The organism is Kaistia nematophila, assembly GCF_026343855.1.
GTDB lineage: Bacteria > Pseudomonadota > Alphaproteobacteria > Rhizobiales > Kaistiaceae > Kaistia > Kaistia nematophila.
In genome coordinates this window covers 25,008-47,709 of sequence record NZ_JAPKNK010000012.1, presented here as the reverse complement: position 1 = coordinate 47,709, position 22,702 = coordinate 25,008, and the positions used below count along the sequence as shown (strand labels likewise).

The window sequence follows — 22,702 nt, the reverse complement described above, 5'->3', positions numbered from 1 at the left end:
ACGGCGCCCCCTGGCGGGGCGCTGGATCGATTCGCCGAATCCGCTCTGCGGCGGGCGCCGGGTCGATTCGGCATGACGCAGCGCTTCGCGATGGAATCGAGGCAAAGGGCGGCTTTTCGCGCTGCTGTTGACGGGTTTCCGGACTGCAACCCAGATTTTTTTGTTCGGCCTAACCCCCTCGGGATTCCTCAGCTTTTGCCCTCCAAACCCTTAACGGGTCCGACGTGGTTAACCACTCGTTAACCAGCGTGTCGCACACATTGCTTAACAGAAGGCAAACAGCGACCGTGGCTACTCCCGCTTCCAAACAACGCGCAGCGATCCGGTTCCGGGGAAGATCCTTCCTCGCCACCGTTCTGGCGCCCGAACTCCCGCTGGCCGACTGGCTGGCGGAACTCGACAAGCTTTCCAAGCGTTCCGAGGGCTACTTTGCCAGTCGCCCCGTCATTCTCGACGTCACCGGCCTCGCCATCACCAAGCGCGACTTCGCAGAGCTGATCGCCATGCTCTACGAACGCGAGATCAAGGTGATGGGGGTCGAGGGCGCCGATCCGTCCTGGCTCGGCTTCGGCATGCCTCCGTCCGTCAGCGGTGGCAAGCAGACCGAAATCCTGCACAAGCCGTCCGCCGAGCCACCCAAGCAGAACAGCTTCGTCGACCGAGCGGTCCCGTCGCTGCTGATCGAGACGCCGGTCCGTTCCGGCCAGTCGATCATCTTCCCGCAGGGCGACGTGACCGTGGTCGGCTCCGTCGCATCCGGCGCGGAGATCATCGCCGGCAACTCGATCCACATCTATGGCACGCTGCGCGGCCGCGCCATCGCCGGATCGACCGGCAACGCGGCGGCGCGGATCTTCTGCCAGAAATTCGAGGCCGAGCTGATCGCCATAGACGGCCTCTACCAGACTGCCGACGACCTCGACCCGGGCCTGCGCGGCCGCGCGGTCCAGGCTTGGCTCGCAAATGACAAGATGAACATGGCGGCGCTGGCCTGAGCCAGCAAGGAGCAGAAGCAATGTCTCAGGTTCTCGTTGTGACATCGGGCAAGGGCGGCGTTGGCAAGACGACGTCCACCGCCGCCATCGGCGCCGCGCTGGCCATGTCCGGCCAGCGCGTGGCTGTCGTCGATTTCGACGTCGGCCTGCGCAATCTCGACCTCGTCATGGGTGCCGAGCGCCGCGTCGTCTACGACCTGATCAACGTGGTCCAGGGCGAGGCGAAGCTGCAGCAGGCGCTGATCCGCGACAAGCGGCTCGACACGCTCTATGTGCTGCCGGCCTCGCAGACGCGCGACAAGGACGCGCTGACCGCCGAGGGCGTCGCCCGCGTCATGGAAGAGCTGCGCGGCCATTTCGACTGGGTCGTCTGTGACAGCCCGGCCGGCATCGAGCGCGGCGCCATGCTCGCCATGCGCCATGCCGACGTGGCCATCGTCGTGACCAATCCGGAAGTGTCGTCGGTGCGCGATTCCGACCGCATCATCGGCATGCTCGATTCGAAGACGCTGAAGGCCGAGCGCGGCGAGTACATGGAGAAGCACCTCCTGCTCACCCGCTATGACGCCGCCCGCGCCGAGCGCGGCCAGATGCTCAAGGTCGAGGACGTCCTCGAGATCCTGTCGATCCCGCTGCTCGGCATCATCCCCGAGAGCGAGGCGGTGCTGAATGCCTCGAATGTCGGCTGCCCGGTCACGCTGGTCGATGCCGACAGCGCCCCGGCGCGCGCCTATATCGATGCGGCCCGCCGCCTCGAAGGCGAAAACATCCCGATGGTCGTTCCGGCGGAGCGGCGCGGCTTCATGAGCAAGCTTTTCGGTCGGAGGGCTGCATGACGATCTTCAACTTCTTCAAGCCGGCGCGATCCGCGCCGGTGGCGCGCGACCGGCTGCAGATCCTGCTGCAGCACGAGCGAGTCTCGGCCGGCGCCAGCGATCTGATCGCCAAGCTCCGCGAAGAGATCCTCGGTGTCATCGCCCGCCACGTCGACATCCCGGCCGACAAGGTCCAGGTGAAGATGCAGCGGGCCGAGGCCGTCTCCACCCTCGAGGTCGAGATCGAGCTGCCGAACCCGGTCCGCCAGCGGCGGAAAGAGGGCGCCGAGGCGGCAGCATGAGACCCTGAAGCCGGCAGCGATGCCGGCTTTTTCATGCCCGCCTGCGCAGGAACCGACCGAGTCGCGGCGTGGCCTGACGAAGCGTCTGCCTGCAGGGCCGGCGCTACCCGAGCGGCCAAAGGTTCCTTAGGGTAAGAAATTCCGCCCGCCGGGCACGGCATGGCGGCTTCCTAGTTTTTCTTTTCTGCAATCGAACAAATCCCTGGCATCGACGGCCGGAAATCCGTCACCCTGCGGTTGTGGGCAACGTAGGGGGAAGACAGCATGTTCATCTATGTCCTGGCGCTGTTGATCGGCGTCGTCGCCGGCCTGCGCGCGATGACCGCGCCGGCGGCCATCGCATGGGCCGCCTATCTCGGCTGGATCAATCTTGACGGCAGCTGGCTCTCCTTTCTGAGCCACTGGCTGGCGCCGGTGATCCTCACCGTGCTGGCCATCGCCGAACTGATCACCGATCAGCTGCCGACGACGCCGAGCCGCAAGGTGCCGGTGCAGTTCGCCACCCGCATCTTCATGGGCGCGGTCTGCGGCGCCGCGCTCGGCTTTGCCGGCGGCGCCTGGATCGTCGGCCTGATCCTCGGTGCGATCGGCGCCGTGATCGGCACGCTCGGCGGCTACGAGGCGCGCAAGCGCCTGGTTGCGGCAACGGGCGGCAGGGACCTGCCGATCGCCCTCATCGAGGATGGCATCGCCATCGCGCTCGCGCTCTGGATCGTCGCCTACGCCACCTGAGCGCGGCGCCGGCTCTCAATAATGGGGCGGCGGCGGCTCGGGCAGGTTCGGGCGGCCGATCTGCTCTGATGTCTCGCGCAATTGCTCGGTCAGCTGCGCGATCTTGCGGGTCAGGAGATCGACCTGTTTCCATTGCGCCGTGATCGCGCTGTTCAGGTCCTCGATGGTTTCATCCTGGTAGGCGATCCGGATTTCCAGCGCTTCGATGCGGCTCGCCAGAGCCTCTTCGGCGTTCGTGTCGGTCATCCGATCCTCCCTCTGCCATCTGCGTGCTCCCTAAGGCGCGCCGGCCGCCGGCGCAAGGGCAGGCCGGCGGGCGGGATCAGACGGCGATGCCGTTCGCACAGGTCGCGGCGCGCTCGAGCAGCAGCTGGCGTTCGCGCAGATTGCGGGTGAGGGCGGCGGCACGCTCGAAATCGAGCTTCGCCTCGGCGAGGCGGCCGAGCTTCATCAAGAGGTCGGCGCGCACGCCCGGCAGCAGATGCGAGCTCGCCAGCGCCGGCTCGGTTGCCAAAGGCTCGACCACGGCGAGGCCGGCGGCCGGTCCCTCGGCCATGCCGACAGCGACGGCACGGTTCAGCTCCACCACCGGCGAGGGCGCGATCGCACCCAGCTCGGCATAGAGCCCGGCGATGCGGCGCCAGTCGGTCTGGTCGGCGGTCGGAGCGCGCGCGTGGCAGGCCGCGATCGCCGCCTGCAGCGTATAGGTGCCGCGCGGACCGAGCGCCTCGGCGCGGGTCAGCGCCGCGAGGCCACGGCGGATCAGTAGGTGATCCCAGCGCGCCCGGTTCTGGTCCATCAGCAGCACCGGCTCGCCATTCGGGCCGATCCGCGCCGCGAAGCGCGAGGCCTGGATTTCCATCAGCGCGACGAGGCCGTGCACGTCCGCTTCGTTCGGCGCGAGACCAGCCAGGATGCGGCCGAGCCGGACCGCCTCGTCGGCCAGCTGCGGCCGGATCCAGTCCTCGCCGGCGGTCGCCGAATAGCCCTCGTTGAAGATCAGGTAGATTACCTCGATCACCGAGGCGAGGCGTTTGGCCAGTTCGTCCCCGCGCGGCACCTCATAGGGCACGTTGGCGTCGGCGAGCGTCCGTTTCGCCCGAACGATGCGCTGCGCCACGGTCGACTCGGGCACGAAGAAGGCGCGGGCGATCTCGCCGGTCGAGAGGCCGCCGATCAGCCGCAGCGTCAGAGCCACGCGCGCCTCGGCGGAGAGGATCGGATGGCAGGCGGTGAAGACGAGCTTCAGCAGGTCGTCGCCGATGTCGTCGTCGAGCCGCGCTTCCAGTTCGTCGACGACGCTATCCTGGTCGAGATCGCTGATATAGCCGATCTCGGCGTGCTTCGCGTCCGCCAGCTTGCGATGGCGAAGCCGGTCAATGGCGCGCCGCTTGGCGGTCGCCATCAGCCAGGCGCCTGGATTGTCCGGGATGCCGGTTTGCGGCCAGCGCTCCAGCGCCGCGACCAGCGCGTCCTGCGCCAGTTCCTCGGCAACGCCGATGTCGCGCAGCATCCGGGCGAGGCTGGCGACGAGCTTCGCCTGCTCGATCCGCCAGACGGCGCTGATCGCTTGATGGGTTTCGGTGTGTGTCACGGCCGCGGATCAGGCCATGTCTGCTCCGTGGACGCAAGGCCGGAGATGGCCCCGTCACGTCCACGGGCCGAAGTCGGCGGGGCTATCGCGTCTCCGTCGCTGCCTTGAGATTGGCGAGGCCGGTTTCGAAGTCGCGGCCGACCATCTTGTCCATGTCGACGAAGAGGCCGATCACCTTGGCGAGGAAGGGCGTCGCGCCGTCCATCGACCAGCTTACCCGGGTCGCATCGCCGTCCGGCTCCAGGGTGAACGCCGCGACGTTGCGGGCCTGGAACGGTCGGGTGAAGGCGAGGTCGATCTCGATTCGCGACGGTGGCGAGGCGTCGGCGATCTCCATCCGCCCGGTGCCGGCCTTGCCGTCGCTGCTCCATTCATAAACGGCGCCCTTGCCGCTCTGCGGGCCGGAATAGCTGCGGTGCATGGCCGGATCCAGCTTTTCGTAAGGCGACCATGTCGCCCAGCTGTGGAAGTCGGCGATCAGCGGAAAGATCCGGTCGGCCGGCGCCTGGATCCGCGCCTGCCGCTCGACGCGAAAGTGGTCGGGGCGGGTCGCTGCATAGGCGAGCACCACCCCGATCGCGGCGACCAGCACGATCGCCGCGACGAGAAGGAACCTGAGCATGGTGTTTCTCCGGTGTCGCAGGCCGGGCGTCTAGCGCCCGCCGGCCCGCTTCTGCATGTCGTCGAATCCGGCGGCGGCGGCCTGCACGTCGGCGGGGAAATCCTCCATTTCCTGCACCTGGCGAACCTCGATCGTCTCATTGTCGCCGGCCGGGCACTTCTTGGCCCATTCGATCGCTTCCTCGCGCGACTTGACGTTGATCATCCAGTAGCCGCCGAGCACTTCCTTCGCCTCCGCGAAGGGGCCGTCACTGACCTTGGGCTTGCCGCCCTGGAAGGTGACGCGGGCGCCCATGGATGGCGGATGCAGCCCGTCCAGCGCCAGCAGGATGCCGGCCTCCTGCAGGGCTTCGTTGTATTTCATCATGGCGGCGACGGCGTCCGCCTCCGGCATGGTGCCGGGTTCGGCGGTCTCGTATCCCTTGGGGATCATCAGCATCATGAAGCGCATGGGTCTGTCCTCGTCTCGGATTGCTGTCTGTGGGGCGGTTCAGGCGCGCGCGCCGCTTTCCATCTGGCGGAGGCGGTCGATCGACTCGCCCGGCTCGAAATCATCGAGCTCGAACAATTGCCGGAGCTCGATCTCGCCGGCCTTGCCCTCACCGGCGGGATTGGGCATCCGCTTCGCCCACTCGATCGCCTCGTCGCGCGATTTCACCTCGATGATCGTGTAGCCGGCGATCAGTTCCTTGGTCTCGGCGAAGGGGCCGTCGATGACGGAGCGTTGGCCGCCGGGGGAGAACTGGATGCGGGCGCCTCTGGCGCTCGGCTGCAGTCCGGAGGCGTCGAGCAGCGCGCCTGCCTTGGCGAGATCCTCGTGATAGGCCGCCATATCGGCGATCAGCTTCTCCTCCGGCATCACGCCCGCTTCGGTGTCCGGGTTGGCCTTGACGATGATCATGAACCGCATGGCTTGCTCCTTCTGGATCGCGGCTGCCGGCAGTGTCGGATTTCGAGGCTGCCGATCGTGCTCTCATGTCACGACGAGCGACAGGTGGCGGGATCGACAGGGGCGCCGATTTTTTTCTTTGCGGGCGCCCGATGACGCGTCATGGGTGGCGACGGCGAGCGTCCATCGCCGACATTGTCGGTCCGTCGGCGCGCTGCTAGAGACTGTCGACTGAATGCATACAACGAGGGGCAGATTGGGCATGGAACAATCCGGGGATCGCGTGACGCTCGGCCTCGACGAGGTCTTTGCAATCGCGAAGTCGGTGCTCGTCGCGGCCGGCCTGCCCGAGCGGCAGGCCGAGCCGGTGGCGCGCGTGATCACCGAAGGCCAGCGCGACGAATGCCATTCGCATGGCCTGTTCCGCCTGCCCGGCTGCGTCCAGACGATCAACCATCCGCGCTTCAACCGCGCCGCCGTGCCGGTCGTCGAGAACACGACGCCGGCCGTGACCAAGGTCGACGCCGGGTTCGGCTATTCGCTGCCGGCGCTGGAGGCGGCGATGCCGCTCTTCGTCGAGAAGGCGAGGACGGTCGGCATCTCGGTGCTCGCGATCAACAACTGCTTCCATTTCTCGGCGCTCTGGCCGGAGATCGAGATGCTGACGGCGAAGGGGCTGGTCGCGATCGCCATGACGCCGAGCCATAGCTGGGTGGCGCCTGCCGGCGGCAGCAGGGGCGCGCTCGGCACCAATCCGATCGCCTTCGGCTGGCCGCGCGCCGGGCAGGATCCCTACGTGTTCGACTTCGCCACCAGCGCGATCGCGCGCGGCGACATCTCGCTGCACAAGATGGCCGGCAAGCCGCTGCAGCCGGGCTGGGCGATCGACGCGGACGGCAATCCCACCACCGACGCGGCGGCGGCGCTCGACGGCGCCATGCTGACCTTCGGCGGCCACAAGGGCTCGGCGCTGTCGACGATGATCGAGCTCCTGGCCGGGCCGCTGATCGCCGACATGACCAGCCTGGAATCGATGGATTTCGACGACGGCGTCAAGGCGGCACCGGCGCATGGCGAGATCCTGATCGCCTTCGATCCCGCCATCCTCGGCGGCGGCGTCCGCGACAACCAGGCGAGCAGCGAGCGGCTGTTCTCGGCCATCGTCGACCAGGGCGCGCGACTGCCTTCCGTCCGCCGCTACGAGGCGCGCGCGCGCAGCCTGGCGCATGGCGTCCAGATCCCGCGCCACCTCTATGATCAGGTCATGAGCCTGCCTCGGGCTGGCTGACGGGTTCGGTCCCATCGCTTCGCGCCCGGTGCGCGGTGACGCAGGCGAGCACGCTCGCCACCACCAGAACGATGGCGACGCTTTCCAGCGTCGTCGGCAGGCGGCGCTCCCACAGGAAGCCGTAGAGCAGGGCGAACAGGGTCTCGAACAGGATCATCTGGCCGACCAGGGTCAGTGGCATCAGCCGGCTCATCCAGTTCCAGCAGAAATTGCCGACGATCGAGGCGAACAGCGCCACGCCGGCCGCAACCGCGGCGAAGCGCAGCCATTCGCTGGTGTCGTGGCCGTGCGCGCCGATCAGCAGCGCCGGCGGCAGCAGCAAGAGCGACAGAGCGCCGGTGACGATGCCGGTCAGCAGGTTCCAGTCCTGCGACGACAGGTGGCGCACGCGTACCAGCCAGCGGGCGTTTTGGACGGCATAGGTCGACCATGACGCCAGCGCGGCGATGGCGCAGGCGAGACCGAGAAGGGAGTCCGGCTGCAGGCCGCTTCCGATCGAGCCGAGCGACTGCCAGCCGATGCAGAGGATGCCGGCGGTGCCGAGCAGCAGCGACGGCGCCAGTCGCGTGAGCGGCGTGGCGCCATGGTCGCGGCTGCCGATCAGGGTGACCGCCACCGGCAGGAAGCCGATGATCAGCGAGGTCATGGCGATGCCGCCGAGCTGCACCGCGCTCGCCAGCAGCACATAGTAGACGATGTTGCCGAGCAGGCTGAGCCAGACCAGCGCTCCCCATTCGCGCGGACCGAGGACGCGGACGAGCCGCCGCCAGCGCGGCGCGATCAGCGCCGCCGCGAACAGGCCGTAAGCGAGGTAGCGGGCGGCGGCGAGCTGGAGCGGCGTGAACTCGCGCACCAGCTGGGGCGCGAGGAACACCAGTCCCCACAGCGCTCCGGCCGCGACGCCGCAGCCAAGTCCAGCCCACATCCTGCCGTTGCTGGTCACGTCAATCTCCCGGGAAAGACCCGGTGATGACATGGCTTGCCGGCAGGGTCTCGGCCGAAGCTATCGCATCTTAGGCCGAGGCTCGCCAGACGCGTCAGGCGCCGCTTCGTCGGGCGCGACGCGGGACTGGCGGCGATAGGCGGCGGGCGTCAGCCCGGTGGCGCGGCGCATGGCCCGGGTCAGCGCGTTCTGGTCGGAATAGCCGGCGCGAAACGCCAGTTCGGCGATGGCAACGTCCGATGTCGCCAGCCATTCGCGCACCCGCTTCAGCCGCAGCTCCGACAGCCAGGCGGCCGGCGTCGTGTCGAGCTCGCTGCGGAAAAGCGCGTGCAGGCGGCTGACGCTCATCGCCGTCCGCTCCGCCATGGTCTCGGTCGTCCAGGGCTTTTCCGGCGCCGCCTCGATCTGGCCGAGCAGGGCGGCGAGCCGCGTCTGCGGCCGCGCCGGTGTCTGCACCAGCGCATCGAGCAGCAGCGCCAGCCAGGGCTCGGTCTGCTCGCTTCGGGCCACGCTGCCGCCGGCTATGAAGCCCATATAGTCAATCAGCCGGTTCGCGGCCGGCGTCAGGGTCAGGAAGGGGCGGGCGACGAGCCTGTCGACCACCTCCGGCTCCAGCCTGGCGAGGTCGAGGTCGACGATGATCGAGCGGTTGGCGGAATCGCCCTCTTGCGAATGCGGGGCGCCGGTCTCGACGAAGGCGATGCGGTAGGCGTCGAGGCGCTGCTCGCGGCCGGCGATGTCGATGTCCAGCGTCCCCCGCAGCGGCAGGACTAGCTGCGCGAAGTCGTGCCAATGCGGCGTGCTGGTGCCGTGGTAGCTGCGGATATCGAGATTGAGCAGGGCGTTCGGGCGCATCGGCAGAGTATATCAGGCTCGCCTAGGCATTCCGAAGTGGCAAACTTTGCATGCCGCCCCCTTCAAATTCGTGCGCGGACGTTCTACTTTCGTACCCATGGCCAAGCGTCCCAAAACAACCGGCTTCGGCGAAGCGCCGCAGGCTCCGCTCGAAGGGGCTCCCCTGTCGGGCAATATCGCCGACTGGATGGAGGAGATCGCGCGCGCGGCGGATGCCGAGCCGCTCGCCCCGAAGCCGAAGCGCGCGCCGCGCGCCCGGCCGGAGCGGATGCAGCTCGTCGACCTGCCGGTCGACGCCGAGCGCAAGGCGAAATCCGGATCGAAGGGCGAGAAGAAGGCCGACAAGGCGACGGACACGCACAAGTCCGGGCGCGGCACCTCGATAGGCGTTGCGAGCAGCGCCCGCGAGCGCGCCGCGAGCGGCCTCAATCCGGTCTCCGGCCTCGAGATCAGCCTCGAGGAAGCCGAGTCGATGGCGTCGTCCTCGGTGACGGCGACCGTCGCGGCGCTTTCGGCGCTGATCGAGAACGGCCGGCCGGAGATCCGCGACAAGACCTGGGTGCCGCACCGGCCGCCGCGGCCGGAAAAGTCGGAGGGCGGCAGGCCGTTCCAGATCGTCTCCGCCTTCGAGCCACGCGGCGACCAGCCCAACGCCATCCGGGAGCTGGTCGACGGTGTCGCCGAAATGGAGCGCGACCAGGTCCTGCTCGGCGTCACCGGCTCGGGCAAGACCTTCACCATGGCCAAGGTGATCGAGCGCACGCAGCGCCCGGCGCTGATCCTGGCGCCGAACAAGACTCTGGCGGCCCAGCTCTATGGAGAGTTCAAGGCGTTCTTCCCGGATAACGCCGTCGAGTATTTCGTCTCCTACTACGACTACTACCAGCCCGAGGCCTATGTGCCGCGGACCGACACCTATATCGAGAAGGAATCCTCGGTGAACGAGCAGATCGACCGGATGCGCCATTCGGCGACCCGTTCGCTGCTGGAGCGCGACGACGTCATCATCGTCGCCTCGGTTTCCTGCATCTACGGTATCGGCTCGGTCGAGACCTATACGGCGATGACCTTCGGCATCGAGCTCGGCGAGAAGCTCGACCAGCGGCAGCTGCTCGCCGATCTCGTGGCGCTGCAATACAAGCGCTCCGACGCCAATTTCACCCGCGGCACCTTCCGGGTGCGCGGCGATACCGTCGAGATCTTCCCGGCCCACCTGGAGGATCGCGCCTGGCGGCTGTCGCTGTTCGGCGACGAGGTCGAGAGCATCACCGAGTTCGATCCGTTGACGGGCACGAAGACGAACGAGCTCAAATTCGTCAAGGTCTACGCCAATTCGCACTATGTGACGCCGAAACCGACGCTCAACCAGGCGATCGCCTCGATCAAGCATGAGCTGCGCTTGCGGCTGGCGGAACTGGAGGCATCGGGCCGCCTGCTCGAGGCGCAGCGGCTGGAGCAGCGTTGCCGCTTCGATATCGAGATGATGGAGGCGACCGGCGCCTGCGCCGGCATCGAGAACTATTCGCGCTACCTGACCGGCCGCCTGCCGGGCGAGCCGCCGCCGACCCTGTTCGAATATCTGCCCGACAACGCGCTCGTCTTCACCGACGAGAGCCACGTCACCATCCCGCAGATCGGCGGCATGTATCGCGGCGACTTCCGGCGAAAGGCGACGCTGGCCGAATACGGCTTCCGCCTGCCGTCCTGCATGGACAACCGGCCGCTTCGCTTCGAGGAATGGGACGCGATGCGGCCGCAGACGGTGCACGTCTCGGCGACGCCCGGCTCGTGGGAGATGGAAGCGACCGGCGGCGTCTTCACCGAGCAGGTCATCCGGCCGACCGGTCTGATCGACCCGCCGGTCGAGATCCGCTCGGCCAAGACCCAGGTCGACGACCTGCTCGGCGAAGTGCGCGAGACGGCGAAGAAGGGTTATCGCACGCTGGTCACGACGCTCACCAAGCGCATGGCCGAGGACCTGACCGAATATCTGCACGAGAACGGCGTCCGCGTCCGCTACATGCATTCCGACGTCGAGACGCTGGAGCGCATCGAGATCATCCGCGATCTCCGCCTCGGCGCCTTCGACGTGCTGATCGGCATCAATCTCCTGCGCGAAGGCCTGGATATTCCGGAGTGCGGGCTCGTCGCCATCCTCGATGCCGACAAGGAGGGCTTCCTGCGCTCCGAGACGTCGCTGATCCAGACCATCGGCCGCGCGGCGCGAAACGTCGACGGCAAGGTCCTGCTCTATGCCGACCGGGTCACCGGTTCGATGGAGCGGGCGATGGCGGAAACCGAGCGCCGCCGCGAAAAGCAGCTCGCCTACAACGAAGAGCACGGCATCACGCCGGAATCGGTCAAGAAGCAGATCGGCGACATCCTCTCCTCGGTCTACGAGCAGGATCACGTCACCGTCGACGCCGGCATGGCCGATACGGCGCTGGTCGGCAACAATCTGAAGGCGCATCTCGACGCGCTCGAGAAGAAGATGCGCGACGCGGCGATGAACCTCGAATTCGAGACGGCGGCGCGGCTGCGCGACGAGATCAAGCGCCTCAAGGAGACCGAACTCGCCATCGCCGACGATCCGCTGGCGCGCCAGTCGGCGATCGACGATCGTACCGGCGGCTATCGCGGCGAGCGAAAATACGGAAGCGCCGGCAACCTGCCGCCGGAGCCGGCCACGCGTGCCCGCAAGAACGACCTCGACGAGATGACGGTGAAGCGCACCGAGGTGCCGCTGGCGTCGCGGGCGCGCAAGCCCGAGCTCGACGAGATGGGCGTCAGCTCGAACCTGACCTCGGTCTCGACGGACGAGCATGAGCGGCCGCAGCGCCCGGATCCGATGACGACGAACCATCGCCCGCGCTCCGTCGGCGGACGTCCCGGCAGCTCGGCCGGCCGCAAGGGGCCGAAGCGGCGATAGACGTCCCGAAGCTCGGCGGCTCCCTCGCCCACGCAGTGGGAGAGGGGGCAACATCAGTGGCGAGGGCTCAATCCTTGGTGCTGATCGCCCAGGAAGCATGGGTGACGCCGGCCAGGCGCTCGATCCGGCGGGCGACCGCGTCCATCTCGTTCGGATTGACGGCGGTGTTGACCAGCGTCGCGACGATTTCGGCCAGGTCCTCGCCGCGATCGTGCGCCTCGAGGTCGCCGGCCGGATAATGCGCCTTCTCCAGCATGTCGGCGACCAGGGTGCGCAGGCGTGGCAGCTCGCCCGCGCGCACCGTGACCGTCACCTCATAGGTCGCCTCGGAGGCTTCCTCGTCGAGCGGCTTGCGGTTGATGGCGTTGGCCAGCGGCCGCAGCAGCGTGTTGCCGGCGATGACGAACACAGTCACCAGCGCCGCATGGGCGATCATGTCGGCGCCCGCACAGGCGCCGATCGCCGCTGAGCACCAGAGCGTCGCCGCCGTGTTGAGGCCGCGGACATTCATGCCCTCGCGCATGATGGCGCCGGCGCCGAGAAAGCCGACGCCGGAGACGACATAGGATATGACGCGCGTCGCCTCTGCCGGGCCGGTGATCGCCATGGCGAGATCGACGAAGGCGGCGGCGCCCACGGCGACGAGGACATTGGTGCGAAGGCCGGCCGTGCGCTGGCGGTACTGGCGCTCGACGCCGACCAGCGTTCCGAAGATGAAGGCGGCGGCCAGGCTGACGACGGTGTCGAGAAAGGGCCAGAACTCGAAGACTTCGATGAAACGCAAGATCGGCCCCGGCGGGTGAGGAGGGAATCAGCGGATCCTCATTCTAGCCGAGGCGCATCGACGTTCCATGACGGCCACTCGCAACGAAATCGGCCGGACGCGCAAGCGAGCCTGCGCCGGATGCGGCGCCCCGGGGGATCGCTCCGAGGCGTCGGAAACAGGGAAGCCCGGGGGGCGGCCACGGGCGGAAGCGAGGCTATTTCTTCTTCATCTTCATGGCGGATTCGCAGGCCATCTTGCCATTGGCCATCTGCATGTCGTTCGCCATGTACATCTTGCCGTCGGAACCCATCATCATCATGACGCAGCCATCCATCGGCTTTGCGTCCTTCATCATGGCGTCCGTCATCGCCTTGTCGGTGTGCATCATGCGGGCCATCTGCCCGTTCGGCATCATCATGACGGTTTCCCCCTTCCGCATCATTGTTTCGGCGGCGAAGGCGGGGGCGGTGGCGGCCGTCGCCAGAGCGGCGGCCGCCAGGACCATGGACCATCTGCGCATGTTTTCCTCCAATATCGATGCACCTAGCCGTTTTGCGGCTACCGGGTATTGTAGGACTCCAGCATCGGCTGTTCCGTTGAAACGAGCATCACTTTGCCGTGTCTCGACAATGTGCGGATTCTGGTTCCCGGCGGGCTAGTTGGCTGTCTTCCGCGAGATCAGTACATAGCCGCGCGTCCGGCCGCCATTGTCCCTGTCGGGTGTGTTCATGGCCGCGAACAGGTCCGAAGCGGTGACCCAGACCGGCGGATATTTGTAGCGGGCGACGTCGAGGATCAGGAAGCGGTCGGCCTCCGCGTCATAGGCTGCGAGCGGCGAGATATGGCCGCCCGTCTGCTGGCCCAGCGCCTTGCGCAGATAGTTGACGAGGACGAACTGACCCGGTTGGGCAAGATGGTCACGCGCGGCAGTGCGGAAGGCGTCGAGGCTGTCGTCGCCGGCATGCTTCACCGTGACGTCGAGCGGCTGCAGCGCCAGCACGCCGCCCAACTGGTCGAGCGTCATGCCCTGCCGCAGGATCGTCTCGCGCGGCACGACGGCGTCGGTCCGCGCGTCGAGGAGATTATCCTGCGTGAAGGTGCGATAGGGCTCGTATTCCGGCACGGTGGGCGCCGGCACGCCCGCCGCATTGAGGACCATCACCATCGAAGCAACGCCGCAGAAGCTCTGGGTCTTCTGGGTGACGAACTGGTCAGCGAGAGGGAAATAGGCGGCGCGCGCCTCGGCGCCGATGAGCAGCGCCTCGCCGTCGGTGGTCGCCGCGCCGACCAGCCCGGCCGGAAGCGGCAGGGTCTCGGCGGAGGCGAAGCCGGCCGAAAGGCCGAGGACGAGCAATGCAACGCGGAGGCTTGGCGCGATCATGATGCGGCTCCAACGCGGACTGGCTGGCGATGATCATCTCGCGTTTCGCGGCGTTGTTCCAGTCCGGACGGTTGCGCCGATGACGTGGCGGGAGCCTGTCTCCTTTCATCGGGCCGGTCCGATCCGCGGACGCCGTGCCGGGGCGCTCCCTGCCGGCTGCGCGGGGGAGGAGCGGCCGGGCAGCGTTCAGGCGGACGCGACGTTCCGTGCTGCTCATTTTGCCGGCAATTCATCGGACCATTGCCGGAGCGCGCGAAAATGCCAACAAATTCACCCTTTGGAGCAAGCGGATACCCGTGCCCAAAAAACGTGTTTGACTGGGACCCGAATTAAATCATACGAAGACGTGCTGGACGCGGTCCCGCCCGATGGGCGACGACCCGAGCAGTCGCAGCCGGGAGGTTGCCGGGCATTGTGATCGTAGGATCGTGAAGACGATGCGCGCCGATTATCGGCGGCTCGGCCAACACGCGTGAGCAAACGTCGTACTATTGGGAGAAGACGAATGAAGCTGTTCAAGTCCGCGCTTGCGGCAGTTACCGTCAGCATGCTGGCCCTCGGGGCGGCTCATGCGGAAGACAAGGGCCTGATCGGCGTCCTGATGCCGACGAAGACGTCCCAGCGCTGGATCAATGACGGCGATGCCGTGAAGTCGCAGCTGGAAGCCAAGGGCTACACCGTCGACCTGCAGTATGCGCAGGACGACATCCCGAACCAGCTGAGCCAGCTCGAGAACGAGATCACCAAGAACCCGAAGGCGCTGATCGTCGCCTCGATCGACGGCACGACGCTCTCCGACGCGCTGCAGAAGGCTGCCGACGCCGGTGTCGTCGTCGTCGCCTATGACCGCCTGATCAAGAAGACCCCGAACGTCGACTACTACACGACCTTCGACAATTTCGGCGTCGGCGTCCTCCAGGCCCAGTCGCTGGTGAAGGGCCTCAAGGAGCGCTTCCCGGACACCAAGCCCTGGAACGTCGAGCTGTTCGGTGGTTCGCCGGACGACAACAACGCCTTCTTCTTCTACAACGGCGCGATGTCGGTCCTGCAGCCGCTGATCGACGACGGCTCGATCAAGATCGTCTCCGGCCAGACCGGCATGGACAAGGTCGGCACGCTGCGCTGGCTCGCCGCCACCGCCCAGGCCCGCATGGACAACCTGCTTTCGGCCAACTACTCGGACGGCAAGCGCGTCGACGGCATCCTGTCGCCGTATGACGGCCTGTCGCGCGGCATCATCGCCTCGCTCCGTGGCGTCGGCTACGGCACCGCCGACCAGCCCTGGCCGATCGTGACCGGCCAGGACGCCGAGACCGCTTCGGTCAAGGCGATCATCGCCGGCGAGCAGTACTCGACCGTCTTCAAGGACACCCGCGATCTCGCCAAGTCGACCGTCGAGCTCGTCGACACGGTCCTGTCGGGCGGCAAGCCTGCCAACCTCGACACCACCACCTACAACAATGACGTCAAGGTCGTCCCGTCGATCCTGCTGACGCCGCATGAGGTGGACAAGTCGAACTACGAGAAGCTCGTCGTCGAGTCCGGCTACATCAAGGCCGACGAACTCAAGTAATCGTCACATAGACGGAGGGGCCTCGCCTTGGCGGGGCCCCTTCTTGTCGGGCTGGCGACGAGGTAAACTCACCCACCCGATGCCCCTTTCCGGAGCGGCTCTGCATGACTTCCTATATTCTCGAGATGCGCGACATCACCAAGACCTTTCCCGGGGTCAAGGCGCTGTCGAACGTCAATCTCAAAGTCGAGGAAGGCGAGATTCACGCCATCTGCGGCGAGAACGGCGCCGGCAAGTCGACTCTGATGAAAGTCCTTTCGGGTGTCTATCCGAACGGCGACTATGAAGGCCAGATCATCTATCGCGACCAGGAGTGCCACTTCCGCGGCATCCATGACAGCGAGGAGAAGGGCATCGTGATCATCCACCAGGAGCTTGCCCTGGTGCCGATGCTGTCGATCGCCGAGAACATTTTCCTTGGCAACGAGCACGCCAAGTTCGGCGTCATCGACTGGAACGCCAATGAGGCGCGCACCCGCGACCTGCTCAAGAAGGTCGGCCTGACCGAGGACCCGAAGACGCTGATCACCAATATCGGCACCGGCAAGCAGCAATTGGTGGAGATCGCCAAGGCGCTCAGCAAGGAAGTCGAGCTGCTGATCCTCGACGAGCCGACGGCCAGCCTCTCGGAGAAGGACAGCCAGGCGCTGCTCGACCTTCTGCTCGAGTTCAAGCGGCAGGGCATCACCTCGATCATCATTTCGCATAAGCTGAACGAGATCAATCGCGTTGCCGACCACGTCACCGTCATCCGTGACGGGCGCACGATCGAGACGCTCGGCCGCGGCGAGATCAGCGAGGACCGGATCATCACCTCGATGGTGGGCCGCTCGCTCGAGGACCGCTATCCGCCGCGCGATCCGAAGATCGGCGAGGTGTTCTTCGAGGTGAAGAACTGGTCGGTCTATCATCCGCTGCATGCGGACCGGCAGGTGATCAAGAATATCAACCTCAACGTCCGCAAGGGCGAGGTCGTCGGCATCGCCGGCCTGATGGGCGCCGGGCGCACCGAATTCGCCATGAGCCTGTTCGGCCGCAGCTATGGCCGCAAGATCACCGGCGAAGTCCTGCTGCACGGCAAGCCGATCGACGTCTCGACGGTGGGCAAGGCGGTCGATCGCGGCCTCGCTTATGTCACGGAAGACCGCAAGGTCTTCGGCCTCAACCTGATCGACGACATCAAGAACAACATCTCGATCGCCAATCTGAAGGGCGTGTCGAGCTATGGCGTGATCGACGACCTCAAGGAACTCGACGTTGCCAACGACTACCGGCGCAAGACCAATATCCGCTCGCCGAACGTCTACCAGAAGACCGGCAACCTTTCCGGCGGCAACCAGCAGAAGGTGGTGCTGTCGAAGTGGCTGTTCGCCGATCCCGAGGTGCTGATCCTCGACGAGCCGACGCGCGGCATCGACGTCGGCGCCAAGTACGAAATCTATACGATCATCGCCCGCCTCGCTGCCGAGGGTAGGGCGATCATCGTGATCTCGTCGGAAATGCCCGAACTGCTCGGCATCTCCGACCGGATCTACGTCATGAATGAAGGCGGTATCGTCGGGGAAATGGCCGCGAGCGAAGCCAGCCAGGAGAAGATCATGCGCGCCATCGTGCGCGGAGAAGGAAAAGTAGCATAATGACCGACACTCCCACACCGCAGTCGGGCGTTGCCCAGGACGTGCCGAGCGCGCCGCGCGTTCCCGTCTCGTCCTTCGTGTCCAATCTCCGGGAATACGGCCTGATCCTGGCGCTGATCGCCATCATGGTGTTCTTCCAGATCACCACGGGCACGCTGTTCAAGCCGGTCAACCTCAGCAACCTCGTCCAGCAGAACAGCTTCATCATCGTGATGGCGCTCGGCATGCTGCTCGTCATCGTCTCCGGCCATATCGACCTGTCGGTCGGCTCCGTCGCCGGCTTCATCGGCGCGCTCGCCGCCATGATGATGGTGATCTGGCCGCTCGGCGGGTTCTTCACCAACCCGCTGGTGGTGGCGATCATCTGCCTGGTGATCGGCGGCGTCATCGGCGCGGCGCAGGGCTACTGGATCGCCTACCACCGCATCCCGAGCTTCATCGTCACGCTCGCCGGCATGCTCGTCTTCCGCGGCATGTGCCAGGGCCTGCTCGGCGGCGGCTCGTCGGTCGGCCCGCTGCCGGATGCGTTCAAGCAGCTGAGCTCGGGCTTCCTGCCCGACATCATCGGCCCGCTCACCCTGGTGCCGCCCGTCGTCAACGCCGCCGGCAAGACCATCGTCGGCTCCGGCGTCGTGCTGCACATGACCACCGTCGTGCTTGGCATCATCGGTGTGCTGGCCTTTGCCTATTCCGGCTTCCGCGCCCGCCGCACCCGCGAGCAGCACGGCTACGAGGCCGAGCCCTTCACGCTCTTCGTCATCAAGACGCTCGTCGTCTCTGTGCTGGCGCTCTTCCTCGTCTACCAGTTCGCCGTCTATCGCGGCTTCCCGATCGTGCTCGTCGTGATGGGGATCCTGGTTGCGATCTTCTTCTTCATCACGCGCCACACCACGATCGGTCGTCGCGTCTACGCCATGGGCGGCAACATCAAGGCGGCGCAGCTCTCGGGCATCAAGACCGAGCGGCTCACCCTCATGGTGTTCATCAACATGGGCGTGCTCTCGGCGCTCGGCGGCCTGATCATCGCGGCCCGCCTCGGCCAGGCCGTGCCGGCCGCCGGTCTCGGCAGCGAGCTCGACGTCATCGCGGCCGTGTTCATCGGCGGCGCGTCGGCCATGGGCGGCGTCGGCCAGGTGATCAGCACCGTCGTCGGCGGCTTCATCATGGGCGTGATGAACAACGGCATGTCGATCATGGGCGTCAATGTCGATTGGCAGCAGGTCGTGAAGGGCCTCGTGCTGCTCGGCGCCGTCGTCTTCGACGTCTACAACAAGAACAAGGGCTGACGGCTTCCACGCCGTGGCCAAAGGAAAAAGCCCCGCTCGACCGAGCGGGGCTTTTTTGCTTCTGGGGATGGTCCGTTGAAGGCCCTCACCCCAGCCCTCTCCCGCCCGCGGGAGAGGGGGCGTTCATCGCAAGCCGCGAGGTTGATGACGAGCTGACCGGACCTCCCGCTTTCGGGAGAAGGTTGGGTGAGGGGCTTGCTTGCTGGGATCGGCGGGGCGGAACTCACCCCTTCAGATAGGCCTGGAACTTGTCGCCAAAATCCTTGTGCCAGCGCGACAGCGGCGGGCGGTTCTCGACGATGTCGCCGGCGGCCCAGAGAATGCGCTTCTCGTCGGTGGCGCGGTCGACGTCGTTGTCGGGGCAGAGGATGTAGAAATCGCCGCGCTCCAGCGAGGCGAGCATGAAATCGACCGTCTGCTCGGGCGTCCAGGCGCCGGCCGGCTTCTCCGTCCGCGCGCCCTTGGTCAGGTGCGTCCAGACGAAGCCGGGGATCAGCAGGTGCGCCGTGACCCTGGCGCCGTCGAGGTTGCGCAGCTCATGCGCCAGCGCCTCGGTCGCGACCTTCACACCAGCCTTGGAGACGTTGTAGCCGGCGTCGCCCGGCGGCGTGGTGATTCCCTGCTTGGAACCGGTGTTGATGACGAGGCCCGGCTCGGTGCCCTTCAGCATCTCCGGCACGAAGACCTGCATGCCGTGCACGACGCCGAACAGGTTGGTGCCGATCACCCGCTCCCAGTTCTCGAAGGAGCCGAGCACGGGGCCGGCGCCATCCGTGCCGGCATTGTTCATCAGCACGTTGACCTTGCCGAAGCGCTCATAGGCGGCGTCCTTCAGCCGCTCGATGTCGTCGCGGCTGGAGACGTTGGTTCGCATGGCCAGCACGTCGCCGCCAAGCAATGCCGCCGCCGCGTCGAGCGCATCCTGGCGATAGTCGGCGATGACGACCTTGAGGCCCAATGCCTGGAATTTCCTGGCAGCCGCAAGGCCGATGCCGGAAGCGCCGCCGGTGATGACGGCGACATGGTTCGGGGCGAGGGCGGGATGGGTCATGGCGGGCCTCCGGGTTGTAGTGACGGACCGGCAGCTAAGTCCGCGCGCGCCGGATTGTCCAGAGCGCGCCCCGCCCGCCACGGGCCCGTCAGGTCAGCGCGGCGCGCTCCAGCCGGCGGCGGATCTCGTCCTGCCTGGCGCGGATCATGCCTGGGATGAGGAAGGCGTCGATGATCACCCAGACGAAGCCGATGACGATGAAGTAGCTGAGGATCTGCAGGATGGCCGTGCCCGGGCGGCCGAGATAGAAGCGGTGCGCCGAGACGAACCACAGGAAGAGCCAGAGCAGATAGGCGGTCGCGGTGCTCGGGCTCTCATTCGCCACCCGCATCTCGATCAGCATCTTTTCTTCGGTCGTCAACGCCATGTTCCGTATCCCCTGATGGTCGGCGGGACCCTAGCGGAACCCGGCGGAAAGGGAAGCCGGCGTTTGCCTGCCTCGCGTGTATTCTCGTGGGTGTACTCGCGATGGCGGATGGAGCTTGACGGCGGCCATGGCGCAGGCAGAGTGCGCGCCGCCCCTCGTCAAGCTCAGGTCACGCCATGCCCAATCTGCTTTCGCCGGCGATCGCTCCGATCGTCCTGCTCGTCATCTCCAATGTCTTCATGACGTCGGCCTGGTACTGGCACCTGAAATATCCGAACACGCTGCTGGTCAAGGTAATCCTGATCAGCTGGTTCATCGCGCTGTTCGAATATTGCCTCGCCGTTCCGGCCAATCGCATCGGCCATGGCGTCTATTCGGCGGCGCAGCTGAAGACGATGCAGGAAGTGATCACCCTCGTCGTCTTCGCGCTGTTCTCGTGGCTCTATCTGAAGGAGCCGCTTGGCTGGAACCATCTCGTCGGCTTCGCGATGATCGCCGGCGGCGCCGCGTTCATTTTTCACAAGTTCTGAGCGGGGCGGCCAGCCAGAACTGCTCGATCTCAAACGAATCGTGATGCCGGCGGCGCTCGCCGCCGGCCGGTTGCCGGCGGACTTCGACGCGTTCGAAGGGGCGGGCAGGGCGGTTGCGCATCATCCGTTCACGTCGACCTGCACGACCGGTATGACCGTGCCGTAGGAAACGCCGGCACGGATCGCCTGCTGCAGGTGCTCGTCATCGGGCTTCGACGGGTTGCCGCCCATGGCATGGACGGTGACGATCGCAACGACGACGGCCGCATAGGCCGCCATCCAGAGGTAGAAAGCCCCGCGTGTGGCCCGTTCGCGCCGCCCGGCGCGGCTCTGGTTCTCATCATTCGTGCGCATCGTCTTTTCCCGTCGATCTTGCCGTCAGCCTTGCCCGTCCCACGCCCCTATTCAGAGCTTCGACTACGGCGCCGGTTCGAATGGATTGTGGCTTTGCTCGACAGATATCGTGTCGAAAGTAAGAGCCTGAAATCACGGTTAAAATTCCGTGAAGACGCTTTATACGACGTGATGGCCGAAGCCGTCTGTGACCGTCGTCACCGGCCTCAGGGACGCCAGTCCAGGCCGACATGCCGGGGCCTTGCCGCGACCCGCGCCAGCCAGGCGACGATCGCCGGATAACGGTCCAGATCGTAATCCGCCTCGCTCGCGACATGCGTGTAGGCATAGAGCGCAATGTCGGCGATCGAAAAGGCCGGTCCGCCAAAGAAGGCGTGCTGCGCCAGGAACTGGTCCATGATGGCGAGGACGCGGTTGCCCTTCTGCTGCCATTCGTCGATCCGGTGCGCCATGGTCTCGCGGCCGCCGGGAATGTAGGTCAGCCAGTTGCGCGCCACGGCGATGACCGGCTCGTGGCTATATTGCTCGAAGAACAGCCACTGGTAGCAGATGGCGCGGTCATAGGCGTCTGTCGGGATCAGGTCGCTGCCTTCGGCGAGATGCAGCAGCATGGCATTCGATTCGGCCAGCGGCCGGCCGTCCGGCAGCACCAGCAGCGGCACCTGGGCGTTCGGATTGAGCGCCAGGAACTCGGGGCTGGTCGTCTGGCCGGCGCCCTTCTGGAAATCGACGATCCGGAACGGAATGCCGAGCTCATGCATGGCAAGCCGCGGCTTGTAGCAATTGCCCGAGAACTGCATCGAATAGAGCGTGTATTCGGCGGCCATGATCCATCCTCTTTCTTTGGCTCAGGCTAGCCGGGCCGGGCGCACCGCGTCCAATTCCAATTCGTGCGCCGTCCATCAGCTTGGGTGATCGATCGGCGGGGCGTTGATCCCTCGACATTTCCGTGCAGAAATGTCGACCCGATTTCAGGAGCTCATCATGTCGATCCATCGCCTCCGCCGCGGGCTTGTCATCCTTGGCAGCCTCGCGCTCTTCGCCGCGCCGCTCGTCGCCCCGTTCGCCGCCGCGACGGCCAGGGCCGCCGACGTCACCGTCTTCGCCGCCGCCAGCCTGAAGAACGCGCTCGATGGCGCCGCCAGCGCCTACAAGGCCAAGACCGGCAAGGAACTGGCGATCAGCTATGCGAGCTCGTCCAACCTCGCCAAGCAGATCGAATCCGGTGCGCCTGCCGACATCTTCTTCTCCGCCGATCTCGACTGGATGGACTATCTCGCCAAGAAGGACCTGATCGATCCTGCCTCGCGCGTGACCCTGCTCGGCAACACGCTGGTGCTGGTCGCCCCGAAGGATTCGACCGCCACGCTGACGATCGCCAAGGATTTCCCGCTCGCCGAGGCGCTCGGCAAGGATGGCAAGCTCGCCATGGGCTCGATCGATTCGGTCCCGGCCGGCAAATACGGCAAGGCCGCCCTGACGGCCCTCGGCGTCTGGGATTCCGTTGCCGCGAACGTCGCGCAGGCCGACAATGTCCGCAGCGCGCTCGCCTTCGTCGCCAAGGGCGAGGCGCCGTTCGGCATCGTCTACGGCACCGACGCCAAGGCCGAGCCCGGTGTCAAGGTGGTCGGGACCTTCCCGGAGGACTCGCATCCGGCGATCGTCTATCCTGTCGCACGGGTCGCCGCATCGACCAGCCCGGACGCCAAGGCGTTCCTGGAGTGGCTGAATTCCGCGGAAGCTCGCCCCAGTTTCGAGGCTCAGGGTTTCGCCCTTCTCGCCAAGGAATAGGCA

25 protein-coding genes are annotated in these 22,702 nt (G+C 66.3%); 11 read left to right on the top strand and 14 right to left on the bottom strand.

Translation table 11 applies throughout. The annotated features are described in order from the left end of the window. The first annotated feature begins 287 nt into the window (after positions 1–287). The 4 genes from minC to OSH07_RS21475 all read left to right on the top strand — a co-directional run bounded on the left by minC (position 288) and on the right by OSH07_RS21475 (position 2,844). Positions 288–995, top strand: a complete 708-nt coding sequence (gene minC, locus OSH07_RS21490; RefSeq protein ID WP_266340750.1) for a septum site-determining protein MinC — start codon at positions 288–290, stop codon at positions 993–995. A 20-nt stretch (positions 996–1,015) separates the two neighbouring features. Next, on the top strand, positions 1,016–1,831 hold the full coding sequence (minD, locus tag OSH07_RS21485) for a septum site-determining protein MinD (RefSeq protein WP_266340749.1): 816 nt from the start codon (positions 1,016–1,018) through the stop codon (positions 1,829–1,831). Next, entirely contained in the window at positions 1,828–2,112 is a 285-nt protein-coding gene (minE, locus tag OSH07_RS21480; RefSeq protein WP_266340748.1) for a cell division topological specificity factor MinE, read from the top strand. Before minD ends, minE begins: the two co-directional genes overlap by 4 nt. Before the next feature lie 264 nt (positions 2,113–2,376). Then, positions 2,377–2,844, top strand: a complete 468-nt coding sequence (locus tag OSH07_RS21475) for a DUF4126 family protein (RefSeq protein ID WP_266340747.1) — start codon at positions 2,377–2,379, stop codon at positions 2,842–2,844. Positions 2,845–2,859: 15 nt separating this feature from the next. Here OSH07_RS21475 and OSH07_RS21470 read toward each other — a convergent pair whose 3' ends face one another. The 5 genes from OSH07_RS21470 to OSH07_RS21450 form a co-directional block, all read right to left on the bottom strand. Next, complete coding sequence (locus OSH07_RS21470; protein WP_266340746.1) at positions 2,860–3,090, bottom strand: SlyX family protein; 231 nt, start codon at positions 3,088–3,090, stop codon at positions 2,860–2,862. A 76-nt stretch (positions 3,091–3,166) separates the two neighbouring features. Continuing rightward, positions 3,167–4,438 carry an RNA polymerase sigma factor gene (locus OSH07_RS21465; RefSeq protein WP_266340745.1) on the bottom strand — a complete coding sequence of 424 codons (1,272 nt, stop codon included), beginning with the start codon at positions 4,436–4,438 and terminating at the stop codon, positions 3,167–3,169. Positions 4,439–4,520: 82 nt separating this feature from the next. After that, positions 4,521–5,060 (bottom strand): SRPBCC family protein, encoded by a 540-nt coding sequence (locus tag OSH07_RS21460; protein WP_266340744.1) that lies wholly within the window; start codon positions 5,058–5,060, stop codon positions 4,521–4,523. Positions 5,061–5,090: 30 nt separating this feature from the next. Further along, positions 5,091–5,510, bottom strand: coding sequence for a YciI family protein (locus OSH07_RS21455; protein ID WP_266340743.1), 420 nt, complete (start codon positions 5,508–5,510; stop codon positions 5,091–5,093). A 39-nt stretch (positions 5,511–5,549) separates the two neighbouring features. After that, a complete protein-coding gene (locus tag OSH07_RS21450; RefSeq protein ID WP_266340742.1) occupies positions 5,550–5,969 on the bottom strand; it encodes a YciI family protein in 420 nt (139 codons plus the stop codon). A 241-nt stretch (positions 5,970–6,210) separates the two neighbouring features. Between OSH07_RS21450 and OSH07_RS21445 the strand changes: the two genes are divergently transcribed. Further along, positions 6,211–7,236 (top strand): Ldh family oxidoreductase, encoded by a 1,026-nt coding sequence (locus tag OSH07_RS21445; protein WP_266340741.1) that lies wholly within the window; start codon positions 6,211–6,213, stop codon positions 7,234–7,236. Here OSH07_RS21445 and OSH07_RS21440 read toward each other — a convergent pair. Together OSH07_RS21440 and OSH07_RS21435 are read right to left on the bottom strand one after the other, a co-directional pair. Then, positions 7,211–8,179: a DMT family transporter gene (locus OSH07_RS21440; RefSeq protein WP_266340740.1), complete on the bottom strand. Its 969-nt coding sequence runs from the start codon at positions 8,177–8,179 to the stop codon at positions 7,211–7,213. The genes OSH07_RS21445 and OSH07_RS21440 overlap by 26 nt on opposite strands. Positions 8,180–8,239: 60 nt before the next feature. Continuing rightward, positions 8,240–9,034: an AraC family transcriptional regulator gene (locus OSH07_RS21435; protein ID WP_266340739.1), complete on the bottom strand. Its 795-nt coding sequence runs from the start codon at positions 9,032–9,034 to the stop codon at positions 8,240–8,242. A 97-nt stretch (positions 9,035–9,131) separates the two neighbouring features. Between OSH07_RS21435 and uvrB the strand changes: the two genes are divergently transcribed. Beyond that, positions 9,132–11,963, top strand: coding sequence for an excinuclease ABC subunit UvrB (gene uvrB / locus OSH07_RS21430; RefSeq protein ID WP_266340738.1), 2,832 nt, complete (start codon positions 9,132–9,134; stop codon positions 11,961–11,963). A gap of 67 nt (positions 11,964–12,030) precedes the next feature. Here the strand turns inward: uvrB and OSH07_RS21425 are convergent, their stop codons facing one another. The 3 genes from OSH07_RS21425 to OSH07_RS21415 all read right to left on the bottom strand — a co-directional run bounded on the left by OSH07_RS21425 (position 12,031) and on the right by OSH07_RS21415 (position 14,110). Further along, positions 12,031–12,747 carry an MgtC/SapB family protein gene (locus tag OSH07_RS21425; RefSeq protein WP_266340737.1) on the bottom strand — a complete coding sequence of 239 codons (717 nt, stop codon included), beginning with the start codon at positions 12,745–12,747 and terminating at the stop codon, positions 12,031–12,033. Positions 12,748–12,943: 196 nt separating this feature from the next. Further along, the gene (locus tag OSH07_RS21420) at positions 12,944–13,249 is read right to left on the bottom strand and encodes a hypothetical protein (protein WP_266340736.1); all 306 of its coding nucleotides are present in this window, start codon (positions 13,247–13,249) and stop codon (positions 12,944–12,946) included. Between the two features lie 135 nt (positions 13,250–13,384). Beyond that, positions 13,385–14,110 (bottom strand): phytochelatin synthase family protein, encoded by a 726-nt coding sequence (locus OSH07_RS21415; protein ID WP_266340735.1) that lies wholly within the window; start codon positions 14,108–14,110, stop codon positions 13,385–13,387. Positions 14,111–14,615: 505 nt separating this feature from the next. On the opposite strand from OSH07_RS21415, the gene chvE reads away from it, so the two are divergent. From chvE to mmsB, 3 genes are all read left to right on the top strand, one after another. Further along, a complete protein-coding gene (gene chvE / locus OSH07_RS21410) occupies positions 14,616–15,683 on the top strand; it encodes a multiple monosaccharide ABC transporter substrate-binding protein (RefSeq protein ID WP_266340734.1) in 1,068 nt (355 codons plus the stop codon). A 104-nt stretch (positions 15,684–15,787) separates the two neighbouring features. After that, positions 15,788–17,320: a multiple monosaccharide ABC transporter ATP-binding protein gene (gene mmsA, locus OSH07_RS21405; protein ID WP_266340733.1), complete on the top strand. Its 1,533-nt coding sequence runs from the start codon at positions 15,788–15,790 to the stop codon at positions 17,318–17,320. Further along, the gene (gene mmsB / locus OSH07_RS21400; protein WP_266340732.1) at positions 17,320–18,606 is read left to right on the top strand and encodes a multiple monosaccharide ABC transporter permease; all 1,287 of its coding nucleotides are present in this window, start codon (positions 17,320–17,322) and stop codon (positions 18,604–18,606) included. Before mmsA ends, mmsB begins: the two co-directional genes overlap by 1 nt. A 223-nt stretch (positions 18,607–18,829) precedes the next feature. On the opposite strand, the gene OSH07_RS21395 is transcribed toward mmsB, so the two are convergent. Together OSH07_RS21395 and OSH07_RS21390 are read right to left on the bottom strand one after the other, a co-directional pair. After that, a complete protein-coding gene (locus tag OSH07_RS21395; protein ID WP_266340731.1) occupies positions 18,830–19,657 on the bottom strand; it encodes an SDR family NAD(P)-dependent oxidoreductase in 828 nt (275 codons plus the stop codon). A gap of 88 nt (positions 19,658–19,745) precedes the next feature. Continuing rightward, the gene (locus OSH07_RS21390) at positions 19,746–20,024 is read right to left on the bottom strand and encodes a TM2 domain-containing protein (RefSeq protein WP_266340730.1); all 279 of its coding nucleotides are present in this window, start codon (positions 20,022–20,024) and stop codon (positions 19,746–19,748) included. 176 nt (positions 20,025–20,200) lie between these two features. Here OSH07_RS21390 and OSH07_RS21385 point away from each other — a divergent pair, with 176 nt between their 5' ends. Next, entirely contained in the window at positions 20,201–20,554 is a 354-nt protein-coding gene (locus OSH07_RS21385) for a DMT family protein (protein WP_266340729.1), read from the top strand. A gap of 120 nt (positions 20,555–20,674) precedes the next feature. On the opposite strand, the gene OSH07_RS21380 is transcribed toward OSH07_RS21385, so the two are convergent. Together OSH07_RS21380 and OSH07_RS21375 are read right to left on the bottom strand one after the other, a co-directional pair. Continuing rightward, positions 20,675–20,908 (bottom strand): hypothetical protein, encoded by a 234-nt coding sequence (locus OSH07_RS21380; protein ID WP_266340728.1) that lies wholly within the window; start codon positions 20,906–20,908, stop codon positions 20,675–20,677. 206 nt (positions 20,909–21,114) lie between these two features. Beyond that, positions 21,115–21,735 (bottom strand): glutathione S-transferase family protein, encoded by a 621-nt coding sequence (locus OSH07_RS21375; RefSeq protein ID WP_266340727.1) that lies wholly within the window; start codon positions 21,733–21,735, stop codon positions 21,115–21,117. A 157-nt stretch (positions 21,736–21,892) separates the two neighbouring features. Here OSH07_RS21375 and modA point away from each other — a divergent pair, with 157 nt between their 5' ends. Next, positions 21,893–22,699, top strand: a complete 807-nt coding sequence (gene modA, locus OSH07_RS21370; protein WP_266340726.1) for a molybdate ABC transporter substrate-binding protein — start codon at positions 21,893–21,895, stop codon at positions 22,697–22,699. Positions 22,700–22,702 lie beyond the last annotated feature (3 nt).